Genomic DNA, 23,818 nt, shown 5'->3' with positions numbered 1-23,818 from the left:
GCCTGACCTGTTCTCGCCCCGCGACCTCGCCACACCACTGACCGACCTGCTCACGTCCGGGATACCCTCCGACCCGGTCACACTCGGCTTATGAACATGTCCATGATCTCGGCGAAACCGTCGAGGAGCCGTGACCAGCCGGCGGAGGCGAGATTGCCGCGTTCCCGATCGCCCTAGGGGGGAGCCCCGTCCGCCGCTTGAGTCATGCGGCGCATCTGCTCGACGACGTTCACGGCCTGCGCCGTGAGCTCGTGGATGAGTCGGCCCGCTGGTCGGACTTCCCGGACGAGCTCGACCGATTGGCCGGCGTAGAGGGCCATGTCCGCCAGGTCGCCGGTCATGCCGGGGAGGGGCATCAGGTCCTCGTACCGGTAATGGGCCTGGCCTGCGCTGTCGACGGCTACGACGTCTCCTTCGTCCGGGCGCCCTGGCGCTGGAGGTGAACCGGCTAGTTCCCAACGTCGCAGGGTCGGATTCCGCAATGCGCGGTGCGCGGCGTCCGGCCATCCGCCGTCGAAGCAGTAGGTGTGGACGGTGTCCTCGGCGACGGCGGCGACGAGGCGTTGCCGATACAGCTCGTGGGTGAAAGCTTCAGTGGTCGCCAGGAAGCGGGTGCCCAGCCACGCGCCCTGTGCACCCAGAGCCAGGACGGCGGCGAGGCCGCGGCCGTCGCTGACGCCGCCCGCGGACATGACCGGAATCGGGCCCACCGCGTCGACAACGGCCGGCACCAGAACCATGGTGGCGGTCGTGCCACGAACATGGCCGCCGGCCTCCCAGCCCTGCGCCACGATGACGTCCACTCCGCAGCCGGCGGCGTGCACAGCCTCGCTCACGCTGCCGACGGTGTGCATGTGCACCGCACCGGCATCACGAATCCGGTGGCTGACGGGTTCTGGGTCACCCCAGAAGGTGGAGATGACCGGTACGCCCTCGTCCAGGCACATCGCCAGCGTGTCGCTGACGGGAAAGTCCAGCACCAGGTTCACCCCGAACGGCCGCGAGGTCCGCTGCCGAACGTGGCGGATGCCGAGGCGCGCCTGTTCGGGGCTCTGCCAGGTCGACGCCAGCATGCCGAGCCCGCCGGCTTCGGCCACCGCCGCAGCCAGTTCGGGCGCCGCCGCGGAGCCTATCGGCGCCTGCACCACGGGCACGTCGATGCCCAGCCGCTCGCACAGAGCGGTACGCAACTCAGCCATGCAGGCGACCCCCCAGCGCTGCGGAAATCGAATCACTGGTCAGGAGGTACTGTATCGGAAAGAGAAGCACCGGGAGAAGTGGGGCGAGCATATGGCAGCGCCGAGGCCGGGAGGCCCGGTTCGCGGGTCGAGCACCGGACGCCCTCTGATGGCAGCACTCGACCTGTTCGGACGGCGATGGAGCCTGCGCATCGTCTGGGAGTTACAGCGCGGCGCACTCGGCTTCCGCGCATTGCGGCAACACTGCGACAACATGTCGTCCAGCGTGCTGCGGCAGAGGCTGACCGAGCTCATGGAGGCACGCATCGTCAAGCAGGAACCAGACGCCGCCTATGCGCTCACCCCGCTCGGACAGCGCGCCTATCGGGCCCTGCGCCCCCTCGTCCGGTGGTCGGACGACTGGGCCGGCGCCCTCGCCGACGATGACCCGGCCACCGCGACGGAAACCCCGACATGACCGGGAGCGACGGCCATGACGTGACGATCGTCGATGCTTGCACCCGCGGCCGGGAAGGTGGCAGCCCGACCGCGGTGCTGATGGATGACATCACGCTCAGCGACAGCACCCGGTGCGCGATCGTCAAGCGCGCCGGCACCTCGCACGCGGCGTTCGTGGACGCCGACGCGGGAACCACGCCCACGGTGCGGTTCTTCACCGCGCACGGTGAACTCACCAACTGCGGGCACGGCACCATCGCCGCCCAGGCGGTCCTGTTGGACCGTCGCCGCACCAAGGAACATCACGCACGTCAGCGGACCGGTGGCCGCACCTTCGACACCACCGCGATCCAGCACGACGACGGCATCGAGGTCTGGTTCGACCAGGGCGCGGTGGAGCTTCAAGACAGCACTGCCGCAGGACTCGACAGCGTCCTCGCGGCGCTCGGCATCAGATCGAACGACCTGGCCACCGACGACGCCCCGTGTGTCGCCTCACCGGGAACACCACGCCTGCTCGTACCGGTCAGAACGCTACCGGACCTGCTCTCGATACGGCCTGACCTACGTCGCCTGGCAGCCGAATGCCGTCGTCTCGGCTATCTCGGCTGCTTCGTCTACACGCTCTCCCCGACCCGCGACGCAGCGGCCGCGCGCATGTTCGCACCGGCGATCGGAGTCGGCGAGGACGTCGTCAACGCCAACAGCACAGGATGCCTCGCGGCACACCTGTTAGCGACCCACGGCCACAGCAGCATCGAAGTCGAACAAGGACACACCGCAGGCCGTCCCTCGGCGGTCTTCGCCAGCGCAACCGCCACTGCGGGGGGCATTTCCGCCCGCGTCGGCGGAATGGCCACCATCCGATCCAGTCCCGACGGCACAGCCTCCGGGGCCGGCTCGGCAGGAGCCGCACCGTCACGACTCGTGTGACAGACGCTGGCGGATCAGTGTCGCGCTCGCCGGCTCAGACGCCTCGGGCGAACAGGGCCAGACGTACCCGGTTGGGGCTGTCGGTCTTGGTCATCAGGCTCGTGATGTGGGTCTTGACCGTGGTGACGCCGATGTGAAGCCGATCGGCGATCTCCGTGTTGGACAGACCTGCGGCGACCAGGTTCAGCACGTCCCGTTCGCGCGCAGTCAGTCCTTGGGCCGGCCGCGGCCTCTCGGCGCGGGCGTGCACGGCGCGGCGGACCAGGCGCTGCAGCACCTCCTGACTGAACGGGCTGTCGCCCACGGCGGCCCGGCGGACGCCGTCCAACAGGTCGGCGGGCGGCGCGTCCTTGAGCAGGAACCCGCAGGCGCCGGCGGTCAGGGCCGGATAGAGGTGGTCGTCGTCGCCGAACGTGGTCAGCACCAGGATCCTGGTGGCGGGGCGGTCGGCGAGGATGCGGCTGGTCGCGGTGATCCCGTCGACCCCGGGCATGCGCAGGTCCATGACGACGACGTCGGGGGTGAGCCGAGCAGCGAGGGAGATCGCTTCGCGGCCGTCGGCCGCCTCGCCGACGACCTCGATGTCAGGCTGGGCGTCGCAGAGCATGCGCAGACCGGCGCGGATGAGGTGCTGGTCGTCGACCAGCAGGACGCGGATCATGTCGGCTCCGGCGCGTGCGGCCCGGCCGAGGTCCTGGGGCCGCGGGGCGCCGACGTGGCCGGCGTGACGGTGGGCGAGGCGGAAGTAGCCGTCGGCGCGAGGGCGGGCACGGGGACCGCGGCCGGCAGGACGGTGCGGACTCGCCAACCCGCGCTGGTCGGACCTGCCTCCAGCCGACCGTCGAGGACTTCGACCCGTTCGCGCATGCCGGTGATGCCGTGGCCGCCACCTGACGGCGCCGCCGCCGGCACCCGTCCCCGCCCGTTGTCCGAGACCTCCCAGTGGACGGTCCCGTCGACCACCGAAACGCGGAGGCGTGCCAGCGCGGAGGTACCGGCATGCTTGGCCACGTTGGTCAGGGCCTCCTGGGTCAGTCGCAACACCGCCAGTCCTCGAACCGCGTCGAGCGAACCGATTGCCGGATCGATGTCGGCCTCCACCATGACACCGGCTTGGCGGGCCCGGTCGACCGCTGCCCCGAGTGCCGCTGGAAGCGCCGACGGCTCGATCGCGGTCAGCCCCGCGTCACCGCGTACCCCATCGGGGTCGCGCAGCACCTCGACCAGCTGGCGCAGATCCGCCAAGGCGGCGGTCCCGGTGGCGTGCACGTCGTCGAACACCTGGCCCACCCGCGGATCCAGGCCCGGAAGTACGTGCCGGGCCACGCCGACGCGCAGCACCATCGACGCCACGTGATGCGCGACCACGTCGTGCAGCTCGCGGGCGATGGTGCTGCGTTCGTCGGCGCGCGCCGCCCGGCTCTCCGACTCGTGCCGGCGCCGCTCCGCCGCGGCCCTCTCCACGGCCTGCCGACCGAGCTCCCTGTTGGTCCGGATGACCAGGCCGAACAGCACCGGTACGCCGACCTCCAGGATCAGCCCGAAGACACCGGAGGCGATCCGGTCGACCGGATGACTGATCGAGTCGCTCAGATCGACCATCGCCAGCAGCCCGGCGGCCAACCAGATGGTGCGGGCTCGATGCGCCCGCATGGTCACCTCGAGTAACGCCCAGCTGGCCCCCACCTGGTTGATCGTGAGGTCGTCGGTGAGCGGGATCGCGACCGCCAGCAGCGTGGCCTGCGTCACGAGGTTGACCAACGGCCGACGGTGGAATACGAGTGCCCCGGCGAAGGCGAGCAGCGCGAGGATCCACTGGGTGGCCGTCGGCGTGGGACGCACCTGGGTCCCGAAGACCAGGTACGCCACGCCGCTGAGGTCGAGCAGGACCATCCGTAGGAGCGGGTCCCGCGGGTCGCGCAGTCGTCCCGCCCACCTCATGGGGTCAGCCTATGCGCCGCTGCTCGAGACGAGCGACCGCCGGCTGCCCCCACCTGGTCCGAATCCCCAGGTAGGCGGCCAAGCCGAGCGGCCCTAACAGGATGGTCAGCACCAGGACCGGAGCCATGACCCGAGCGGGCACACCCCGCTCGCGGCTGTCCAGCCAGGCCCACCGGCCGACGAACAGGTCGAACGCGATCATGTGCGCCCAGGCCGCCGCCGCACCGTCCGCCGTGCCGAGCAGGTCGCGCAGGCCGCTCAGGCTCGGTGACAGCACGGCCGGCAGCACGTCCCCGACGGCCGGGAGCACCAGGAGCGCATAGATCACCAGTACCGGCAGCACGATCAACGGCGACGTGATGATCCGGGTGGTCCACGGCCAGTGCGGCAACAGGATCATCAGTGCCCAGAACGGCGCGGCCAGCGCGAACGCCAGGGTGAACAGCGTCGCGGTCATGCGGCCAGCACCAGTTCGGAGCGGCGCCGGCGAGCTAGCACCAGGCCGGTGGCGGCCGCGGTCACGACCACCAGGGCGGCGACGGCGGCCAGCGTGAGCGCGTCCGGACGCAGCAGCGGCTGTCCGCGCAAGGCCTGCCAGGTCAACAACACCGTGAGTACGCCGTACGCCGCGCCGGCGACGACCAGCAGCCGGGCCCGAGTGCGCTCGTCCAGCCGGGTCCCCGAGAAGCGGCTCAGCAGGATCGCGAGGATCGGCAGCGCCTGCAGGGCGTGCAACCCCACGAAGTGCCCGATCCGCAGATCGCCGCCGGTGGTGCTCCAGCCGACCAGCGGCAGCCCGGGTCCGCCGTCGAGTACGCCCACGCTGTGCGCCCCGCTGACCCCGTCGATCCCTGGCGCCTGCATCGGCAGCACCATCGGCACCGCTGCCAGCATGCCCAGCAGGGAAAGACCGAGGCCCCATCCGACCGCACGGGCGGCGACCGGGTCCGCGATCCGCCGTCGCAGCATCACGATCCCGATGACGAAGTGCGCCACGAAGAGCACCATGATCGATGCACCCATGGCCGAGAAGAGGGCGGAGTTCAGCGGGGTGGTGCCGTTGAAGTGGCTGGTCGTGCCGCGCACCACCTGCCCGACGATCACCACCATCTCGATCACCGACGTCGCGACGATGACCGTGCCCGCCCACTCCGCGACCCGGCTGCGCCGCGGCAGCAGGGACAGCATCCACGCGAGGGTGACGCCGTACAGCACGAAGGAAACCGAGAACTTGAACGGTTTGAGCCAGATCGGCGCGCCGGTCAGGACGCGCGGGTCGGCGAAGACGCCAACCGCACAGATGACCGCGAGCACGGCCATCGTCGCGACGAAAATCATCATTGGGCGGTGCCAGTTTGCCGCTCCGCGTAGCGCAGTAATCACACCTGTAGATGCTGGAGTGCCGCTCCCCCGCATGCGCCCGACCACCGGCCCCGGTTGTGGCCGGCGGTCGGAGTGCTGTCTCCTCCCTGGGTAGGAGGCCGCCCATCAGCGAAGTGACCGGGGTCACGCCCGGGTACGTCACAGATCTGAAGGCTGTCTTGTTCCATGGTTATGACGGATATGAAGAGCCAGACCGTGATCGTGGCCGGAGCCAGTGGTGTCTTCGGCCGGCACATCCGCGAAGCGCTGACCAACGCGGGCCACACCGTGCTGGGCGTGGGCCGCGGCGGGGGCAACGAGATCCGCGCCGACCTGCTCGACCGTGACGGACTGCTGCGGGCGTTCGAGGGGATCAAGGCCGACGTCGTCGTGCATGCCGCGACCGCTCTGCGCAAGCCGCCGATGAGGCACAAGGACATGTTCGGCACCGACGACCTGCGGGTCACCGGGACCAAGAACCTGATCGAGGCGGCCAAGCGTGCGGGCGTACGCCGGTTCGTCGGTGAGAACGTCGCCGTCGGCTACGGCTACCGTGACTTCGGCGACCGCGTTCTGACCGAGGCCGACGAGTTCGCGGCGTCCGTGCCGGACCCGAACATCAACCGGCACCTGGCGGGCATGCGGGAGAAGGAGCGCTTGCCAAGGGAGTCGGGGCTGGAGGCGATCTCGCTGCGATTCGGCTTCTTCTACGGGCCGGGGGGCACCGACACGATGGTGCACATGCTGCGGAAGCGACAACTGCCGGCGTTCAACGACCACGGTCACATCTCGCCGTGGACGCACCTCGCCGACGCGGCCGCCGCCGTCGTCGCGGCGATCGATCGGGGCCGGCCCGGTGAGGCGTACAACGTCGTCGACGACCACCTGGGCTTCGGGGCGATGATCCGGACGATCGCCGAGACCTTCGGCACGCCCAAGCCGTTCACCGTGCCCACGTGGACGATGGCGGTCGCGCCGTACATGCACCTGATGCTCGGCGTCACCATGCGGGTCTCGAGCGAGAAGGCCCGCCGCGAGCTCGGATGGCAGCCCGCGTACCCGACGGTGGTTGACGGGCTGCGGGCACAGGCGCGCGGTCACCTCTAGCCTTGTTCCCATGATCGATGGCCAGGTCTTCGCTCAGCATCGGCGGCTGCTCTTCGACGTCGCGTACCGGATGACGGGGAGCGTCGCCGATGCGGAGGACATCCTGCAGGAGGCCTGGCTGCGGTGCCGCGACGTCGACGGCGGCCGGCTCGACAACCCCCGCGCGTACCTGGTCAAGGCCGTCACCAACCTCTCGCTCAACCAACTCACCTCGGCCCGCGCCCGCCGGGAGACGTATGTCGGGCCGTGGCTGCCCGAGCCGGTGCTCACCGCGCCCGACGCGGGCCAGGAGGCCGAGATGGCCGAGTCGATCTCGATGGCGATGCTCGTCGTCCTGGAGACGCTCACCCCCGCCGAGCGCGCGATCTTCCTGCTCCACGACGTTTTCGGCTACAACCACGCCGAGATCGCCTCCATTCTGGACAAGTCCGAGGCCGCCGTCCGGCAGACCGCGGTCCGGGCGCGCGCGCACGTCGCGGCCCGCAGGCCTCGCTTCGACGTCGATCAAGGTGTACGCCGAGAAGCGGTGGACCGGTTCCGCGAGGCCTGTGCCGGAGGCGACCTGAACGCGATGATGGAGCTCCTGGCGCCCGAGGTGATCTGCTGGTCGGACGGCGGTGGCAAGGTGACCGCGGCCCGCCGGCCGCTGGAAGGCGCCGACAACGTAGCCCGTTGGCTGCTCGGGGTCTTCGCCAAGCCGGAGACGCGGAACGTTCGGCTGGTGATCACCGAGATCAACGGCGGGCCGGGCATCCTCGGCCTGGCCGACGGGCAACCGGCCGGGGCGATCTGCCTCGACTTCGACGGCGAGCGGATCACCGGCGTACGCATGCAGGGCAATCCGGACAAGCTCCGAGGCCTAACCCGCTGATCCCGCGCGAGAGCGCAGTGCTGCCCCGCCCGGCGACACAGAAAATCTGTGCTGGAAAACCTAGACATGCTTGCCAGCTTCCGTTAGCGTTCTTCTGGTCAAGAGAAAAGAACCAACAAAGACGCTGACGCCTACCGCCCGCACGAGGCGAAGGAGCGAGCCGAGGATTTTGAGGGCTCGCTCGGCACGGAAACACCCGTAACACCGTTCGTCGCACGTGCCGGGGCCATGAAGTCGCGTGGGGTTCCGACACCGGCGGACAGCACGACCAGTGATGTTGGTAGTCAGAGGAAAGGGAGGGCCGTACACCGTTGGATCGCCCGCCCCCGGCCGCATTGATGGGCTCGGGCGCGGACACCGTTGTTCCATCGAACGAGAGGTGGTCTCCGGTCACGCTTATGCGGTCCTCGCACCGCCAAGCTTCACGCAAGCTCGGTGCGGATACGACAAGCCGGCTCTGCCGGTAGATGGTGTTTCTGTCCCGTAACCCTTGGGCCCCGGTGCTTCCCGCGCCGGGGCCCTCGTCATGGAGGTGTACATGGGCCAACCCGATGACAGGCTTGACGACGAGAACTATCCCGCCTACACCATGGGCCGGGCCGCGGAGATCATCGGCTGTTCGCCGGACTTCCTGCGCAAGCTCGGCGATGCCAAGCTGATCGACCCGCTTCGCTCCGGCGGTGGGCACCGCCGCTACTCCCGGTACCAGATACGACTGGCGGCGCGGGCCCGGGAGATGTGCGACCAGGGCACGGACATCGCTTCCGCCTGCCGCATCATCATCCTCGAGGACCAGCTCGAAGAAGCGCTGCGCGAAAACGAGGCTCACCGAGCCCGCCGTCAGGACTGAGCGCGCCCGCTCCGAGCGGTCAACGTCGTCGGGTTACGGACCGCGGGCCTCATCCCGCAGGACGGCCGCGCCTGGCGGCCGCCCTGACTCTCGCGAGCATCATTCCCATGTCGTACGCGGGTCAGCGGGTGACTGTGGCTCGATGTGAACCACGTCGACGTGTCGCACCTGCCGCGGGTTGGTGAGCGTCGCCCGGTGTGCCACGCCTGTGACCGAACCATCGCGGGTGCCACCACGCGTCTCTCCGCGGCTCGCCATGCTGCGTCTGGCCGGCGACGGAGTCAGGCTCTCCACCGGCTGGCGAGTCCCCCGTGCCGGCGGAGGCCATTGCTTCGGCCTCATCGTCGCCTCCGGTGACGCGTCGCCAGACCAGTTCCCAGCGTGCCAGGTCGACGGTGCCGCCTCCGGCTTGCGCGACGATCCGTCGCACCACGGCCCAGGTCGGCGGCCGACGACCGGTGAGCACCTCCCACTCGGGGCTGCCACTGCGTCCCGCCTCCTGCGAGTCGGCACCACCACGGGTGCGCCACGCGTCGAGGTCGAGGCGCTTCTCCATCGCGAGGTCGACGAGGGACGTGACCAGGTCCTGCAGGTTCACGGCGTGCGCCAGGCTCGGCGGAACGGCCGTGGTGGGGAGCGGGTACTCGACCGACACGATGGGCAGATCGGCTCGGCCTTCATCCATCATGGACTGTGCACGCTGCTGCTTGTTGCGGTGGGCGATCTGGTGCAGTGCCCTGCACTCGCGCACGTCCTTTTCGGTCACGGCGCAGCCGAGCTTCACAAGCGCGTCGAGGAACTCCTCCACCGACGGCCAGCTCTGGTAGCTGCCGTTAGCCGTGGCCGAGAAGGCGCGGTGGTCGGTGTGACTGACTTTGCCCATGGCCCGGTACGAGATGTCGCGGCCCTTGAGCAGACGGAGTTTCTCGGCGAGCAGCTTCGCCGGCCTGTGGTCGGGAATCGGCAACGGACGACGGCCGGCCATCACATCACCCCTTTTCGAGCGCGGCGCTGTCTGTACGACGAACAGCCACGCAGGGGACAACGGGTTAGGGCAGCCACTGTGGACACCTCCCTGGACGGGCTGCGCCGCCGCGTCGCCGGTATCGGTCGCGGCCGCGTCAGCCACCTCTGAGGTTCAAGGCCCGCGCCCCGCCGGCCAGGCGGTCGGCCAGGTGACCAGCCGTCCGTCAACGGAACGCTCAGAGCAGCGTATGCACCTCAGTTAGTGCAATTCGGCGAATGTCCCGTTTAGGTGACATGATTTGACGGCAGGTAGTCGCCTCGTGCCGCTAATCATCTGGTTTGCGGCCATTCACATTGACCCACCGCTCGCCGCCTATGGTGCGTCGGTGCGGCGGATCGAGGTGACCAGCGAGGGCATCATCGTGACGTCGGCGACCGCTGGGTCGAACTGAGCGCCGGGCTGCCGTCGGCGACGGCCCGCCGACCAGGACTACGTCGACTCCGTCATGCGTCGGCCCGCCGCCGGGACCGCCGTCCGAGCACCCGGGCCAGGTAGCGCGCGGTGTCGCCGTCGCCCGAGGCGACCTCGTCGGGCGGGCCGGCGGCGACGATTCGCCCACCCGCGTCCCCTCCGCCGGGACCGAGGTCGACGACCCAGTCGGCGGCGGCGACGACGTTCATCTCGTGCTCCACCAGCATGACGGAGTTGCCGGCGTCCACGAGGCCCTGGAGCTGGCGGGTCAACAGCTCGACGTCGGCGGGGTGCAGCCCGGTCGTCGGCTCGTCGAGCAGGTAGAGCGTATGTCCACGGTGAGCGCGTTGGAGCTCGGTCGCGAGCTTGATCCGCTGCGCCTCGCCGCCGGACAGTTCGGTGGCCGGCTGGCCCAGGCGCAGGTAGCCCAGCCCGACGTCCAGGAGCGTACGCAGGCTACGGGCGGCCGCCGGGACGTCGGCGAGGAACGTCGCGGCGGTGTCCACGGTCATCCCGAGCACGTCGGCGATCGTCGCGCCCCGATAGGTGATCTCCAGTGTCTCCGCGTTGTAACGGGCGCCGTGGCAGGTCGGGCAGGGCGCGTACGTACCCGGCAGGAAGATCAGCTCCACGGTCACGAAGCCCTCCCCCTGGCAGGTCGGGCACCGGCCGGACGCCACGTTGAACGAGAACCGGCCCGGGTCGTAGCCGCGTTCCCGCGCCCCCTCGGTGTTCGCGAACACCTTGCGTACGGCGTCGAACATGCCCGTGTAGGTGGCGAGGTTGGAGCGCGGGGTGCGGCCGATCGGCTTCTGGTCGACGCTCACCAGCCGGTCGAAGGCGTCCAGCCCGTGGACGTCGGCGGCGGTGGTCGCCCCGTCGGGCGCGGGTGCCGGACCGGGACCGCCCGGCTCCTCGTCGTCGGGCTCGGCCGGCGCCGGCAGGCCGAGGTGGTCGCGCACGATTCCGGCGACGACCTGGGTCATCAGCGTCGACTTGCCGGATCCGGACACTCCGGTGACGGCGGTCAGCACGCCCAGCGGCAGGTCGACGTCGAGGTCGCGCAGGTTGTGCCGGTCGATCCCGCGCAGCCGCAGCCAGCCGGCCGGCTCGCGGGGCAGCCGCCGCGGCGCCCGACGGCGGGCGGGAAAGAGGAAGGGGCGGGTCACCGAGCCTTCGACGTCGCGCAGGCCGGCGACCGGTCCACTGTAGACGATCTGCCCGCCGCCCTCGCCCGCGCCGGGTCCGACGTCGACGATCCAGTCGGCACGGCGTACCACATCCATGTCGTGCTCCACGACGAAGATGGAGTTGCCGGCGGCGCGCAGGCGATCGAGCACCCGCATGAGGGGCTCGGCGTCAGCCGGATGCAGGCTGGCCGACGGCTCGTCGAGCACGTAGACGACGCCGAAGAGCCCGGAGCGGAGCTGGGTGGCGATCCGCAGCCGCTGCGCCTCGCCCGGCGACAGCGTCGGAGCGGGGCGGTTGAGCTGGAGATAGCCGAGCCCGAGGTCGACGAGCACCGCGATCCGGTCGCGGAGGTCGGCGGCGAGCGTCACCGCGACCTCGCTGCGCTCGCCGGACAACGACGACTCCCACGCCGGCTCGGGATCGGTCAGCGCCGCGGTCGGACGCAGCACCTCGGCGAGCTCCGCCAGCGGCAGCGCCGACAGCTCGCTGATGTTTCGCCCGGCGAACGTCACCGCCAGCGCCTCAGGCTTGAGCCCCGTGCCGTCGCACGTCGGGCATGGTCCCACCTCGACGAACCGCAACGCCCGCTCGCGCATCTTCGGACTCTTCGAATTGGTCAGCGTGTGCATCACATGCGCAGCGGCGCTCCAAAACCGTCCATTGTAGATCCCCTCGCCACGGTCGCGCTGCGGATGCACCTCCACGACCGGCTGCTCCTGCGTGTAGAGGATCCAGTCACGGTCCCGCTTGGGCAGCCTGCGCCACGGCCGGTCGACGTCGTAGCCGAGCGCCACGAGGATGTCGCGCAGGTTGACCCCCTGCCACGCCCCGGGCCACGCGGCGACCGCGCCGTCGCGGATGCTCAGATTCGGGTCGGGGACCATCAACCTTTCCGAAACGACGTGCGTACGGCCGAGCCCGTGACAGGTCGGACAGGCGCCGACCGCGGTATTGGGGGAAAAGGCGTCGGAGTCGAGCCGATCCGTCGTGCCGGGTGGATAGGTGCCGGCCCGCGACATCAGCAGGCGCAGCAGGTTGGACAGGGTCGTCAGCGTGCCCACCGTCGACCGGGCGCCACCGGCGCCGCGCCGTTGCTGCAACGCGACCGCCGGCGGCAACCCGGTGATCTCCTTGACCTGCGGCGCCGGGATCTGGTTCAAAAGCCGGCGGACGTAGGGCGCGATCGACTCGAAGTAGCGCCGCTGGGCCTCGGCGTAGATGGTGGCGAACGCGAGGGAGGACTTGCCCGAGCCCGAGATGCCGGTGAAAGCGACGAGCCCGTCCCGCGGGATGTCGACGTCGACGTCGCGGAGGTTGTGCACCCGCGCGCCACGGACCCGCACGTAGGCGTCGTGGGAGGACCCCGGTGACTTGGGCACGGTCTCCTCCCGAGCAGGGCGAATGCTGCTTATCCACCGTATCGGGCGGAGGGCAGGTCGGGCGGCTGGCGCGTTCCCTGGTCATGGACGTCTACGTCGGCGATTGGCCGCCCAGGTGCCATGGCTTCTAGTGGTCCCGCTCACAACGGTGCCCGAGTGGGCGCGACCACAATTCTTTGGCAGTCGTTCCAGATACGTCCTACGGTAGCGGCATGGCTCGGACACGGGAGTTTGATCTCGACGAAGCGGTGGCGTCCGCCATGGACGTTTTCCGGCGCAAGGGGTACGAGGGTGCGTCGATGCGCGATCTCTCCGAAGCGACCGGAGTCGGGAGCGGTTCGATCTATGCGGCGTTCGGCAGCAAGGACGGCCTGTATCTCGCCGCGCTCGACCTCTATCGCCAGCGCTACGCGACGCCCTTGATCGAGCACCTGCGGGCCGGACACTCGGCGGTTGCTGTGATCCACGAGGTGTTCGTGGCGGCCGTCGACGAGATCGCTCGTGACGGCACGCGGTTGGCCTGCCTGATCGTTGCCGGCGCGATGGAACGTGCCCGGGACGACATCCGGGTGGCGCAGCGCTTGCGGTCCACGACGAGGTCGCTCGAGGGCGCGCTGTTCGACGTGATCGCCGAAGGTCAGGTCCGCGGGCAGATCCCCGGCGATCGCAGCGCCGCGGACCTGGCCGGGTTTCTGGTCACGACCCTGCAGGGGCTGCGGGTGATGGGTGCCATCAACCCCGACCGCGACGAGCTGATGCGGTCGGCCGAGGTCGCGTTGTCCTGCCTTAAATGAGCTGAGCCGCGCTCGCTGGGCAACGATGCGTACCAAAATTCTGTATCGATTGTTAAAGAATCTGAGGAGCACATCATGAGCACCACCGGCGTAGGGGTCATCGGAGGCAGCACCAGTGGGTGGGCCTCCGTCGCCCACCTCCCGGCGATCATGGCCTCGCCCGACTTCGAGCTGCGGGCGGTGAGCACCACCCGGGCAAGCTCGGCGAGTGCGGCGGGGACGGCATACGGCGTACCCGGATATGACAACCACCGCGACCTGATCGCCCACCCCGGCGTCGATCTCGTAGTCGTGTCGGTGAAAGTGGCGCACCATCGCGCGCTGGTGCGCGACGCGCTGCGCGCGGGAAAGATGGTGATGAGCGAGTGGCCGCTGGGCGTCGACCTGTCCGAGGCGCACGAGATGGCCGAGCTGGCCGACGCCACCGGGGTGCGGACGGTCATCAACATGCAGGGTCGGTACGCACCCGAGGTCCAGTACGCCCGCGACCTGGTCCGTGACGGCTACGTCGGTCGCGTGCTGGGCACGACGCTCGTCGGGTCGGGCATGGTGTGGGGGCCACGGGTGCCGACCGCTCGACAGGCCTACCAGTACGACAAGGCGGAGGGGGCCAGCCCACTCACGTCACCGACCCTGCACGCGCTCGACCCGCTGCACGTCGTGCTCGGCGAGTTCGCCACGCTCTCCGCGAACCTGGTGCACGGGCTGCGGGACGTACACGTCGACGAGGACGGCGGTTCGCTCCCCGTCTCCGTCGCCGACCAGGTCGCCCTCATCGGCACGCTGACCAGCGGAGCGGCCGCATCCGTCTTCTACCGGGGCGGTGCCTCCCGCGGTGACAACCTTCGTTGGGAGATCAACGGCACCGAAGGCGACCTGGTCATCACGTCTGCCTGGGGAAACCTTCAGGTGGCCGACCTGACCCTCGCCGGCGGTCGCGGCGCCGACGCCCAGGTGAGTCCGCTCGCGGTCCCGGCGTCGTATCTCGGTGGGGTCGGACCCGACGTCCCCCGGATGGGCGCCAACGTCGCCCGGCTCTACGAGTCGCTGGCGCGCGACCTGTCCGAGCGTACGCACACCGTCCCCGACTTTCGGCACGCGCTGGCCCGTCACCGGCTCGTCGACACGATCGAGCAGGCGTCCGCGTCCGGCACCGCCCAGCGCGTCGGCTGATTCGGGAGGAGAAGCCAGATGAAGGTTGTAGGCCTGCGTCGTTTCGGCGGCCCAGAGGTACTCGAGGTCATCGACCTCCCGACACCGCACGCCGGTCACGGCGAGGTCCGGATCCGCGTCCAGGCCGCCGCCGTGAACCCGGTAGACACGCTGATCCGCTCCGGCACGTCGGCGGTGCGCCTGAACGGATCCCGACCAGCCATCCCCGGACTCGACGTGGCTGGCGTCGTCGACGAGGTCGGTCCCGGACTGACCACCGAGCTCGCGGTCGGTGACCAGGTGCTGGCGATGGTCAACCCGACCAGGCCGGACGGAGGGGGTTACGCCGAGTTCGTCGTCCTGCCGGAGACGTGGGTGGTGCGTGCGCCGGCCGGAGCCAGTGCCGCGGAAGCGGCCACGCTGCCCGCCAACGGGCTGACCGCCTTGCACGCCCTGAACTTGTTGAATCTGCCGCCAGGTCGGGTGTTGGCGGTGACCGGGGCGGCCGGGGCCGTCGGGGGCTACGCGGTGCAACTCGGGAAAGCATTCGGACTCCGGGTGTACGCCGATGCGGCGCACAAGGACCGGGACCTGGTGACGTCGCTCGGGGCAGACGTCGTCGTCGAGCGTGGAGACCAGGTCGCCGACGGGTTCCGGGCCGTGGCACCGAACGGCGTCGACGCCGCCGTGGACGCCGCGGTCCTGGGCGCCTCACTGCTACCCGCGATCCGAGACGGCGGCGCAGTGGCGTACGTGCGCGGCCACCGCGACCAGACGGAGTACGAACGCCGCGCGGCGAGCCGGCGAATCACTCTGATGCCGGCCTACGTCCACGAGTACGACGGACAGCGCGCCAAGTTGAACCAACTCCGCCAGCTCGTCGACGACGGCCGGCTGAGCCTGCGCGTCGCCGACCGTTTCCCAGCCGTCGAGGCGGCCGAGGCACACCGACTGCTAGAGAAAGGCGGCGTTCGGGGCCGATTGATCATCGAGTTCCCATAGCAGGCTGAGCCGACGCGCTCGGACCCAACGGGCAGGTTGGGTCCGGCCACAGGGCGACGGGAGGGCCGGGAGCATTGGCTCCCGGCCCTCCGTCTTCGTGCCGATGCTTGTCAACCGGCTGCCGCTGGGTTGGTCACGTCTACGGTCAGCATATTGCCCGTCTGGGCGGTGACCGTTGCCGTCACGCCGTGGCCGGCGACCTTGACGCTGTTCTGCGGGTTGGCTGTGCTGTAATACGCCGCCGGGTCGCTGTCGTCGAACGTCGGCTTGCCGGCGTTGGCCGGGGCGCAGGCCGCCAGGGTCTGCACCGTCTGTGAACCACCCTTGCCGACCAGCACCTCCTTGTGCAGACACAGCTCCGGCACCGCCTGGGTGCCGAAGGTGGCGTCGAACGGCTGGCGACGGTTGCTCGGCGCGGTGCCGTCGGGATAGGTGAACGGCGCGGGTCGAGCGTCCACCGGGAGCGAGAGACCCGTACCCGGGTGTTCCGAGGTGTTGTTGTCCTCGACCGTGTGGTCCACGTACCAGACCAACATGCCGGGCCTGAACGAGAAGAACTCGACCTTGTTCGGCGCGCTGTACGCGTAGCTGAACTGGTAGGGGCCGGTGCGGAGCGTGTCGTCGTAACCGACCCACTGCCGGTTCTCGAGCAGGTAGTAGCGGTCGGCGGTGGCCGTCACCGTACCGGTCGCCCGCTGCCACAGGCCCGTCGCGGTCCACTCACCGGCCTGCTCGACATTGTCCGAGAACAGTGTCGTGCCGCCCGCCTTCGCGACGATGTCGTCGAGGAAGGCGCCGGCGAAGTGCGTACCACCGTCCGTCTGGTAGCGGAACCGGAACTGCGTCGCGGCGCCGCCGGCCTCGTACGAGAACCGCAGCGTGGTCCAGCGTCCGTTGGACGAGCCGGTGACCGGTTGCCCGACTCGGGTCCAGGTGTCGCCGCCGTCGGTCGAGTACTCGCCGTACAGGTAGTCGTATCCGGTTTCGATGTCGTACCACGCCTGGGCGGTGACGGTGACGCGGGTCGCGGCCGGCACGGCTCGCGACAGAGACTCGTTGAGGTGGTCAGCGCTGCCGGTCCACCACGCGTACTGGCCCGAGGCGGGCGTGGTGTACGTCTTGGACGTCGTCGCGGACGGCAGGTTCACCTTGATCGCCTGAGCGTTGGCAGCGTTGGCGTCCTGAGCGGGGTCTAGCAGGAACGTGCCGCTCTGTCCGAGGGCGACGTCGCGGTAGTCGAGCCAGCCGAGGAAGAGCTTCTCCTCGGGGCCCATCAGGCCGGGCGTCGTGCCGATGCCCTCGTTGGCCTCCGAACCGTGGCCGAGCCAGGAACCCGAGCTCATCAGGGTCCAGAAGGCGGTGCCGTTCTCGCCGCCGGCGGTGTCGTAGTAGTCCGGAAGGCCGAGGTCGTGGCCGAATTCGTGGGCGAAAACGCCGAGGCCGCCGTTCTCCGGCTCCGTGGTGTAGTCGCCGAGCCAGTAGTTCGACCCGCCGATCCGGGTACCGCCGGACAGGTTGTGCTGGCCGGCGACGGTCGGGCCGGTCAGGCCGTAGTCGTCGCCGTTCACATACCAGCGGTGTGACCAGATCGCGTCTTCGCCCTGCGCGCCGCCGCCGGCGTCCTCGCCTTCACCGGCGTGGACCGCCTGGAAGTGGTCGATGTAGCCATCTGACTCGTCGTAGTTGCCGTCGTTGTCGAAGTCGTACCGGTCCCAGACGTCGAACTGCGCCAGGTATGCGTTGATCTGGTCGGGAGACATGGACGCGAGCGCGTTCTGGTACCAGGCGTCGCCGGTGTCCTGGATGAACGCCCACGAGCCGCCGTTGTCCTCGATGGCGTTGTCGCCGTAGTAGGACTCGTTGTAGGGGACCTGCACCCAGTCGCTGACCGTGTTCGTCACCGAGTACCTGCCCGAGGAAAGATCCTCGTAGAAGCGCTTCATGGACTCGCCGGAGCCGTTGAACAGCTCCTCGTAGTGCGCGGTGTTGAAGTCGGCGGCCCAGGTGGTGGAGTTGTCCACCGAACGGTCCGGCTTGGGGATCTCGTTGTGCAGCGGGCCGGGGGCGGTGCCGTAGCGACCCCCGGACTGCGTACCGAACTCCGACAGAATGGTGAAGATCTTGTCGGTCTTCTCGAACGCGACCTCGACGACGTTGCCCGTCGCAGGGTCGACCGTGACGTTGCCCTTCGCGTCGATCTTCGCGTCGCCGCGCGCCACTTTGGCGAGCGCGGCCTTCCGCTTCTCGGTCCAGGCCTTCGTGCGCGGGCCGGGACGGTTGTCCGGCCGGTGTGCGGCCGCCGCTGCCGAGGCTTGGGTGTTGCCGTCGTTCGCGACTGGTTCAGCGCTGGCCGGGAGCTGCAGTGCAGCGACCGCCAGCGCCACACCGGTCACCCCGACGACAGCAGAGCTGGTGAGCTTCCTCATCGCGTGGTTCCTCCGGGGGTGGACGTACAAAGTGCTCCGCGCTCGCATGCCTCCTCACCCAGGGCGCAGGAGTTACCCATCACAGCGCCGAACAGCAAGGACGTGTCACAGACCTGTCTCGATCGGTCGGGTCGCTGTGGCGCGGCCGCCCATTCGTCCGAACCGATGAAGGATGACCTGGTGGTGGCACGTCTTCAAAGCCGAGGCCACGGAGGCTGCAACGCGGCCCGCTCGGTTCGCGCACCGCCACGTTTGGACGCGAGCATGGCTCCAACCATGCGGACGGAACGGCGTCGTGGCGCTTGCCCACCCAGCCGTGGTCGTCTGGCCGATGCTGCGCCTCCGGGAACCTCGTTCTTGAGGGAGCCAAGATCGGTCACCAGGCCACTGGCGTACGCGGAGACGTAGCCGACCTGGCCGACCTCGACCGCCTCTTCGCTACGGTCGCCAACGACAACCGGCGCACGCCCGCACCTGGGCCGCCGAGCTCAAGGGCCGCTCGATCCGGGTCAACGCCATCAGCCCGGGGACGATCGACACCCCCGGCATCGACGGACTCATGCCTGACCAGGAGCAGGCCGACCAGTTGGAGTCCTACATGGCCAGCACCATTCCGATGGGTCGTGTTGGGCGTCCCGACGAGGTGGCCAGTGCCGTGCTCTTCCTCGCGTCGGACCAGAGCAGCTTCGTCACCGGCATCGAGCTCTTCGTCGACGGCGGGCGCAATCAGATCTAGGCTGTCCTGACCGTGCCGAGCGACTCCAGGTACGCGACGGCGTCGGCGCCGTCGTCGGCGACGTGGACCAGGTCTGCGATTGGCACGGGGAGAAAACCCTCCTCGTCCATCCTGGCCAGCTGGAGGGTCAGCCCTTCGTAGAAGCCCGCGGTGTTCAACAGGACCACCGGCTTGTCGTGCAGGGCGTGCTTCTTCAGTTCCAGGATCTCCGTGATCTCGTCCAGCGTGCCGAGGCCACCGGCGAGCACGACGATCGCGTCCGCGCGGGCGAGGAGCAACGCCTTGCGCTCGGCCAGGTCCTTTGCGATCACCATCTCGTCGGCGTCACCCCGCGCGTGCCCGCGAAGCATCTCGACGGAGATGCCGACAAGCCGGCCACCGGCCTCCCGGACGCCGTCGGCGACGACCTTCATGAGACCCGTGTCCGACCCGCCCCACACCAGGGTGTGTCCGCCTTCGCCGAGCCGAGCGGCGAAGGCGCGGGCCGGGCCGGTGTAACGCTCGTCGAGATCGGCGGCGGAGAGGAATACGGTGATGTTCACGATGGGAGTGAACTACCTGCTGCCTGGCGAGCTTCCCGCGGTGTGCGATATCACCTGGCACAGGATGTCGAGGGCACCGGCCCACTCGGTGTCCAGTGGTGCGGAATAGTTGATGACCAGCGCGTCTTTCCGCGGCAGCTGGACACCGGGTTCGGCTCCCTCGAAGCGGAACTCGGCGATCCCGCTGATCTCCAGGCCGCGGGCCGCCGCGGCCTCGACGACGGACCGCTCGGTGCCCGGCGGCAGGTCGACCACGGCCTGCAGGCCGGCGGAGAGGCCGGTGACCCGGATGCCCGGGCCGTGCTGGGCCAGGGCTGCGGCGAGCTGGTCGCGCCGACGGCGGTAGCGGATCCGCATCGCGCGCACGTGCCGGTCGTACGCACCGGAGGAGATGAACTCCGCCAGCGTCAACTGCTCCAACCCGCTGGACAGCCACTCGAGGTAACCCTTGGCGGCGACGACGTCCGGCACTAGGTGTTCAGGCAGCACCATCCAGGCCAGCCGCAGCCCGGGCGCCAGCGACTTGCTCACCGTGCCGAAGTACACGATCCGCTCGGGGTCGAGGCTTTGCAGCGCACCAACCGGCTGGCGGTCATAGCGGAACTCTCCGTCGTAGTCGTCCTCGAGGACGAGGCCACCGCTCGCGCGGGCCCAGTCGAGCACCGCAGCACGCCGATCAGGTGGCAGCGCCACCCCGGTTGGGAACTGGTGCGCCGGTGTCAGCAGGACGGCGCCGACTCCCAGGCGGGACAGATCATCGACCTGCGCTCCGTGCTCATCCACATAGAGCGGTGGGGTACGTAGGCCCGCGTTGGACAGCTGTTCGCGGTAGATGTCTAGCCCGTATGACTCGACCGCCACCCCTCGTACGCGGCGTTCCTTGAGCACCTGGGCGATCAGCCCGAGGGCGTAGTGGAAGCCGGCGCAAATGACGATCCGCCCGGGGTCGGTGTAGACGCCGCGCGCCCGGGCCAGATAGTCGGCCAGGGCGATGCGGAGCTCGACGCGGCCGTGGGCGTCGCCGAGCGCGAACGCCTCGTGAGGCGCGTCGGTTAGCGCCCGCCGAGCCGCTGCGAGCCATTGCCGGCGGGGGAACTGCGCGAGGTTCGGCGAGCCGGTCAGCAGGCTGTAGGTAGGACGCCGCCGCCGCACTGTCTTGTCGAGCGCGGCCGGGCCGGCGCGGCGGGGCCTGGTCCGTCGGGCGACCCGGGTGCCGGAGCCCTGCTGGGCCGTGAGCCAGCCCTCAGCGATCAACTCGGCATAGGCGTTCGCCACGGTGTTGCGGGCGATGCCGAGATCCGCTGCCAGCGACCGGGACGAGGGCAGCCGAGTGCCTGGCGCGAGCCGGCCGGTGCGGACCGCGCCGCGGAGGGCCTCCGCCAGACCGGCGCGCAGCCGGGGTCCGCCGAAGTCGAGGTGAAGGTCGGCGCCGAACGCGGCGGGCTGGTCGCGCCCCGAAGTGGCCCACGGATCCGCCATGGAAATGGACCATACTCCGGTGCCACCTTGTGCGTAGCGTTGCCCGCGGAACAAAGGAAGAAACCGATTAAGTCCGGCTTTCCGGACGCGGAGGAGGTCATGGTGAGCACCGCTTCGACCAGGCCGCGCCGCCCGCAGCGGGCCGGCACCGTGGCCGAGTTCGCACTGAGCACAATCCTGCTGTTCATCGCGGTGACGGTCACGCGGTGGCTGCGTGATCCGGGGTCGCCGGTGTTCATCGCCGACCTGAACCTCGCGCTCCTCGTCAACGGCGCCATCAGCGGAACCGTGCTCACCGGCCTCATCCTCAGCCCGCTCGGCCGACGCAGTGGCGGGCATATGAATCCCGCAGTCACGGTCGCCCTGTGGCTGATGGACGCCTTCCCGCGGCGCGGGGTGCTGCCGTATGTACTGGCCCAGCTCGCCGGTTCGGTCGCCGGGGCGGCACTGGCCTCGGTGGCGTGGGGCGACGCGGCCAGCCTGCCGCTGGTGGGCCACGGCGCGATCCGACCTTCCCCGGCCTGGCCAGCCGACCACGTCTTCTTCGCCGAACTCGCCAGCATGGGCGCGATCATCCTTGTCGTCGGGTTCCTGGCCCATCGCAATCGCGCGCGTCTGGTGCCGTACGCCATCGGGCTCTCGGTCGGGCTGGTGATCGCCGTGCTTGGCCCGCTCAGTGGTGGCTCGATCAACCCCGCCCGTCAACTAGGGCCGGCCGTGCTCGGGGGACAAACCATCGATCTCTGGATCTACCTGATCGCGCCAATCATCGGAGCAGCACTTGGCGCCTGGCTCGATCGTCTGCTCGTGCGGTGGTCACACCCGCGCCGGCCGACCTTGTCGGCGGGCTCCCCGAGGCTCGCCCCGTTTCCCCACGAAGCGCCCGCAGCGGCGGGCCACCAGACACCCAGCGTTTCCCATCACCACTGACACATGGGGGAATAATGAAGATTCTCATCGCAGGTGCGACCGGCGTCGTAGGGCGTCTGCTCGTGCCCATGCTGCTGCAAGCCGGTCATCAGGTGACCGGGATGTCACGTTCGCCAGCCGGCGTCGAGCGCGTGCGGCGCCAAGGAGCTTCGGCCGTTCAAGCGGACGTGCTCGACCGCGACCAGCTGCGCCGGGCGGTGCTCGCGTCGGCGCCCGACGTCGTGATCCATCAACTGACGGACCTCGCGGGTGCCGACGGCAACGCGACCGACCGCCTGCGCCGCGACGGGACGCGCAACCTCGTGGACGCGGCCACCGCCGCCGGCACGAAGCGGATCATCGCTCAGTCAGTCGGATTCGCGTACGAGCCAGGAGACAAGCCTGCGGACGAGACCGTGCCGTTGGACGTCCATTCGGCCCAACCGCGGCGAGCGCTCGTGGAGGGGGTCCAGGCGCTCGAAGCAGCAGCCTCCGAAATGGACAGTGCGATTCTACTGCGCTACGGCATCCTGTACGGACCCGGCACCTGGTACGCGCCCGGGGGCGCTGTGGCGGGCCGCCATGGCCGGGGATGCCCAGGCCCGCCTGATCGCCTACCTGAAGGCGGACTCGTCCGTCACCTCGTTCGTCCACGTAGCCGACGCCGCCAAAGCCTCGATGCTCGCGCTCGACTGGCCGAGCGGCCCGGTCAACATCGCCGACGACGAGCCGGCCGAAGGCCGCGATTGGCTCCCCGTCCTGGCCTCGGCCCTCGGTGTGCCGGCACCCGAAGCCAGTTCAGGACGCGTGGACTGGGCCCGGGGGGCATCCAACGTCCTGCTGCGCTCCCGAGGCTGGGAACCGGAACACCCGACATGGCGATCGGGCTTCGCCGCCCAGCAGCCCGCAACGCGAAACCGGAGAGGAACCGCCCGTGACAACGACTGAACAGGTCCTCGACCAGTTCATGGAACGGCTGGCCAAACAGGACGCCGACGGTCTGGGCGAGCTGTTCGCGGACGAGATCGACTGGTACGTGCCCGGAAGCGACGATCTGCCATGGACCGGTACCCGTTCCAGACGCGCGGAAGTGCCGGAGTACTTCCGGACGATGTGGCCCGCCTTCGTCAGCGGCCAGAGCACCGCCGCCGAGCGCAGCGTCGTCATCGACGGCGACAACGCGGCACTGTTCTCGCGGTTCGCACACACGGTGGCTGCCGCCGGAAGACGATTCGAGACGCCGGTGGCCTTCCACTTCACATCATCGGCGGGAAAATCAGCCGCATGCACCTGTACGAGGACACGCTCGCGGTCAGCAACGCCTTCCGCGCCTGAACCATTCAACGGCCGAGAGCTCGGACGGAACGGTACACATGAGCGCGTCGCGACCGACCTCCGGTCCTCCGGTCCGGACCGGATCGCAGTGCCGGCGTCGTGGCTGGCGTCTGCGCCACCGACGCGGCCTCGCCGCGCCTACCTGCGCAAGAAGGGCAGCCACGACGTAGAGCCGGCGATCTCGGACGAACGGCGACCGTTGGGTCCGAGATCGCATACCCGCGGGCCGCGCCCACCACACCGTGGGGTCTCCGGGGGTCGCCCCACGGAGTCGGAATGACAAATGTGGCAGAACCCGAACCGCATTCCAGCAGCTCAGGGGTCGTGTGGAGCCATCGCACCTGTGCGAAATCGGGGGTTGTAGCGCGATTGTGGAGCACGTTCGAACCCTTCGCCGGTCACGCCAACCACGGGAACGGGATTCGATCAAACCTCAAAGACACGATCGAGAGGGGGCGGCTCGTAGCGAGGTTTTCCGGGTGGTGGAGTTTGCCGAACTACCGACCGCGTGATGCGTGCCGGACCACTGTGGCCAGTCGGTCCGGCTGCGGTGGCCGGCCTGCATCTGGTTACCTTGCGGCTTACGTCGATCATTGCGGTGCCACTCGCCCAGGAGGAGATCAGGAGCTGGCCATGTCGCTGAACCTTCGAACCTCTGCCCGCGCGATCATCCTCGACGAGGCCGACCGGGTCCTGCTATGCCGCTTCGTCTCTCCCCACCCGGCGGTCCCGAA

General features: G+C 69.5%; 22 protein-coding genes and 1 pseudogene. 13 read left to right on the top strand and 10 right to left on the bottom strand.

Annotation, left to right across the window (positions count from 1 at the left end; all coding sequences use genetic code 11):
• Window positions 1–173: 173 nt before the first annotated feature.
• On the bottom strand, window positions 174–1,235 hold the full coding sequence (locus AB0J88_RS39845; RefSeq protein ID WP_364362145.1) for a nitronate monooxygenase: 1,062 nt from the start codon (window positions 1,233–1,235) through the stop codon (window positions 174–176).
• Window positions 1,236–1,347: 112 nt separating this feature from the next.
• Between AB0J88_RS39845 and AB0J88_RS39840 the strand changes: the two genes are divergently transcribed.
• Both AB0J88_RS39840 and AB0J88_RS39835 read left to right on the top strand, forming a co-directional pair.
• Window positions 1,348–1,656: a helix-turn-helix domain-containing protein gene (locus AB0J88_RS39840; RefSeq protein ID WP_364362144.1), complete on the top strand. Its 309-nt coding sequence runs from the start codon at window positions 1,348–1,350 to the stop codon at window positions 1,654–1,656.
• Window positions 1,653–2,570: a PhzF family phenazine biosynthesis isomerase gene (locus AB0J88_RS39835; protein WP_364362143.1), complete on the top strand. Its 918-nt coding sequence runs from the start codon at window positions 1,653–1,655 to the stop codon at window positions 2,568–2,570. Before AB0J88_RS39840 ends, AB0J88_RS39835 begins: the two co-directional genes overlap by 4 nt.
• 34 nt (window positions 2,571–2,604) lie before the next feature.
• Here the strand turns inward: AB0J88_RS39835 and AB0J88_RS39830 are convergent, their stop codons facing one another.
• The 4 genes from AB0J88_RS39830 to AB0J88_RS39815 are packed head-to-tail and all read right to left on the bottom strand — an operon-like array spanning window position 2,605 to window position 5,849.
• Entirely contained in the window at window positions 2,605–3,231 is a 627-nt protein-coding gene (locus AB0J88_RS39830; RefSeq protein ID WP_364362142.1) for a response regulator transcription factor, read from the bottom strand.
• On the bottom strand, window positions 3,228–4,511 hold the full coding sequence (locus AB0J88_RS39825; RefSeq protein ID WP_364362141.1) for a histidine kinase: 1,284 nt from the start codon (window positions 4,509–4,511) through the stop codon (window positions 3,228–3,230). The genes AB0J88_RS39830 and AB0J88_RS39825 overlap by 4 nt, the downstream gene beginning before the upstream one ends.
• A 4-nt stretch (window positions 4,512–4,515) precedes the next feature.
• Window positions 4,516–4,968, bottom strand: coding sequence for an ABA4-like family protein (locus AB0J88_RS39820; protein WP_364362140.1), 453 nt, complete (start codon window positions 4,966–4,968; stop codon window positions 4,516–4,518).
• On the bottom strand, window positions 4,965–5,849 hold the full coding sequence (locus AB0J88_RS39815) for a hypothetical protein (RefSeq protein ID WP_364362148.1): 885 nt from the start codon (window positions 5,847–5,849) through the stop codon (window positions 4,965–4,967). The genes AB0J88_RS39820 and AB0J88_RS39815 overlap by 4 nt, the downstream gene beginning before the upstream one ends.
• Window positions 5,850–6,074: 225 nt before the next feature.
• Here AB0J88_RS39815 and AB0J88_RS39810 point away from each other — a divergent pair, with 225 nt between their 5' ends.
• From AB0J88_RS39810 to AB0J88_RS39800, 3 genes are all read left to right on the top strand, one after another.
• Window positions 6,075–6,980 (top strand): NAD(P)-dependent oxidoreductase, encoded by a 906-nt coding sequence (locus AB0J88_RS39810; RefSeq protein ID WP_364362139.1) that lies wholly within the window; start codon window positions 6,075–6,077, stop codon window positions 6,978–6,980.
• Between the two features lie 10 nt (window positions 6,981–6,990).
• Window positions 6,991–7,851 carry an RNA polymerase sigma-70 factor gene (locus AB0J88_RS39805; protein WP_364362138.1) on the top strand — a complete coding sequence of 287 codons (861 nt, stop codon included), beginning with the start codon at window positions 6,991–6,993 and terminating at the stop codon, window positions 7,849–7,851.
• Window positions 7,852–8,389: 538 nt separating this feature from the next.
• On the top strand, window positions 8,390–8,701 hold the full coding sequence (locus AB0J88_RS39800; RefSeq protein WP_364362147.1) for a MerR family transcriptional regulator: 312 nt from the start codon (window positions 8,390–8,392) through the stop codon (window positions 8,699–8,701).
• 121 nt (window positions 8,702–8,822) lie between these two features.
• On the opposite strand, the gene AB0J88_RS39795 is transcribed toward AB0J88_RS39800, so the two are convergent.
• Both AB0J88_RS39795 and uvrA read right to left on the bottom strand, forming a co-directional pair.
• On the bottom strand, window positions 8,823–9,686 hold the full coding sequence (locus AB0J88_RS39795; RefSeq protein WP_364362137.1) for a hypothetical protein: 864 nt from the start codon (window positions 9,684–9,686) through the stop codon (window positions 8,823–8,825).
• Between the two features lie 485 nt (window positions 9,687–10,171).
• Window positions 10,172–12,709, bottom strand: coding sequence for an excinuclease ABC subunit UvrA (uvrA, locus tag AB0J88_RS39790; protein ID WP_364362136.1), 2,538 nt, complete (start codon window positions 12,707–12,709; stop codon window positions 10,172–10,174).
• 176 nt (window positions 12,710–12,885) lie between these two features.
• Between uvrA and AB0J88_RS39785 the strand changes: the two genes are divergently transcribed.
• The 3 genes from AB0J88_RS39785 (at window position 12,886) to AB0J88_RS39775 (ending at window position 15,657) form a co-directional block, all read left to right on the top strand.
• Window positions 12,886–13,503: a TetR/AcrR family transcriptional regulator gene (locus tag AB0J88_RS39785; RefSeq protein ID WP_364362135.1), complete on the top strand. Its 618-nt coding sequence runs from the start codon at window positions 12,886–12,888 to the stop codon at window positions 13,501–13,503.
• A gap of 75 nt (window positions 13,504–13,578) precedes the next feature.
• On the top strand, window positions 13,579–14,676 hold the full coding sequence (locus AB0J88_RS39780) for a Gfo/Idh/MocA family oxidoreductase (RefSeq protein WP_364362134.1): 1,098 nt from the start codon (window positions 13,579–13,581) through the stop codon (window positions 14,674–14,676).
• An 18-nt stretch (window positions 14,677–14,694) separates the two neighbouring features.
• Window positions 14,695–15,657: an NADP-dependent oxidoreductase gene (locus AB0J88_RS39775; RefSeq protein WP_364362133.1), complete on the top strand. Its 963-nt coding sequence runs from the start codon at window positions 14,695–14,697 to the stop codon at window positions 15,655–15,657.
• 110 nt (window positions 15,658–15,767) lie between these two features.
• Here AB0J88_RS39775 and AB0J88_RS39770 read toward each other — a convergent pair whose 3' ends face one another.
• On the bottom strand, window positions 15,768–18,083 hold the full coding sequence (locus AB0J88_RS39770) for an immune inhibitor A domain-containing protein (protein WP_364362132.1): 2,316 nt from the start codon (window positions 18,081–18,083) through the stop codon (window positions 15,768–15,770).
• A gap of 502 nt (window positions 18,084–18,585) precedes the next feature.
• On the opposite strand from AB0J88_RS39770, the gene AB0J88_RS39765 reads away from it, so the two are divergent.
• A complete protein-coding gene (locus tag AB0J88_RS39765; protein ID WP_364362146.1) occupies window positions 18,586–18,819 on the top strand; it encodes an SDR family oxidoreductase in 234 nt (77 codons plus the stop codon).
• On the opposite strand, the gene AB0J88_RS39760 is transcribed toward AB0J88_RS39765, so the two are convergent.
• The gene (locus AB0J88_RS39760; RefSeq protein WP_364362131.1) at window positions 18,816–19,361 is read right to left on the bottom strand and encodes a TIGR00730 family Rossman fold protein; all 546 of its coding nucleotides are present in this window, start codon (window positions 19,359–19,361) and stop codon (window positions 18,816–18,818) included. The genes AB0J88_RS39765 and AB0J88_RS39760 overlap by 4 nt on opposite strands.
• Before the next feature lie 12 nt (window positions 19,362–19,373).
• Window positions 19,374–20,840 (bottom strand): PLP-dependent aminotransferase family protein, encoded by a 1,467-nt coding sequence (locus tag AB0J88_RS39755; protein ID WP_364362130.1) that lies wholly within the window; start codon window positions 20,838–20,840, stop codon window positions 19,374–19,376.
• Between the two features lie 99 nt (window positions 20,841–20,939).
• Between AB0J88_RS39755 and AB0J88_RS39750 the strand changes: the two genes are divergently transcribed.
• The 4 genes and pseudogenes from AB0J88_RS39750 (at window position 20,940) to AB0J88_RS39735 (ending at window position 23,364) form a co-directional block, all read left to right on the top strand.
• On the top strand, window positions 20,940–21,770 hold the full coding sequence (locus tag AB0J88_RS39750) for an aquaporin (protein ID WP_364362129.1): 831 nt from the start codon (window positions 20,940–20,942) through the stop codon (window positions 21,768–21,770).
• A 14-nt stretch (window positions 21,771–21,784) separates the two neighbouring features.
• Window positions 21,785–22,282, top strand: a pseudogene (locus tag AB0J88_RS39745) (NAD(P)H-binding protein); the annotation flags it as partial.
• A gap of 49 nt (window positions 22,283–22,331) precedes the next feature.
• Complete coding sequence (locus AB0J88_RS39740) at window positions 22,332–22,697, top strand: hypothetical protein (RefSeq protein ID WP_364362149.1); 366 nt, start codon at window positions 22,332–22,334, stop codon at window positions 22,695–22,697.
• Window positions 22,684–23,364 carry a nuclear transport factor 2 family protein gene (locus tag AB0J88_RS39735; RefSeq protein ID WP_364362128.1) on the top strand — a complete coding sequence of 227 codons (681 nt, stop codon included), beginning with the start codon at window positions 22,684–22,686 and terminating at the stop codon, window positions 23,362–23,364. Before AB0J88_RS39740 ends, AB0J88_RS39735 begins: the two co-directional genes overlap by 14 nt.
• Window positions 23,365–23,818 lie beyond the last annotated feature (454 nt).

Origin of the sequence: Asanoa sp. NPDC049475 (genome assembly GCF_040676915.1) — a bacterium.
GTDB lineage: Bacteria > Actinomycetota > Actinomycetes > Mycobacteriales > Micromonosporaceae > Asanoa.
The sequence above is the reverse complement of the archived record's forward strand: the minus strand, read 5'-3'. Positions and strand labels throughout refer to the sequence as shown.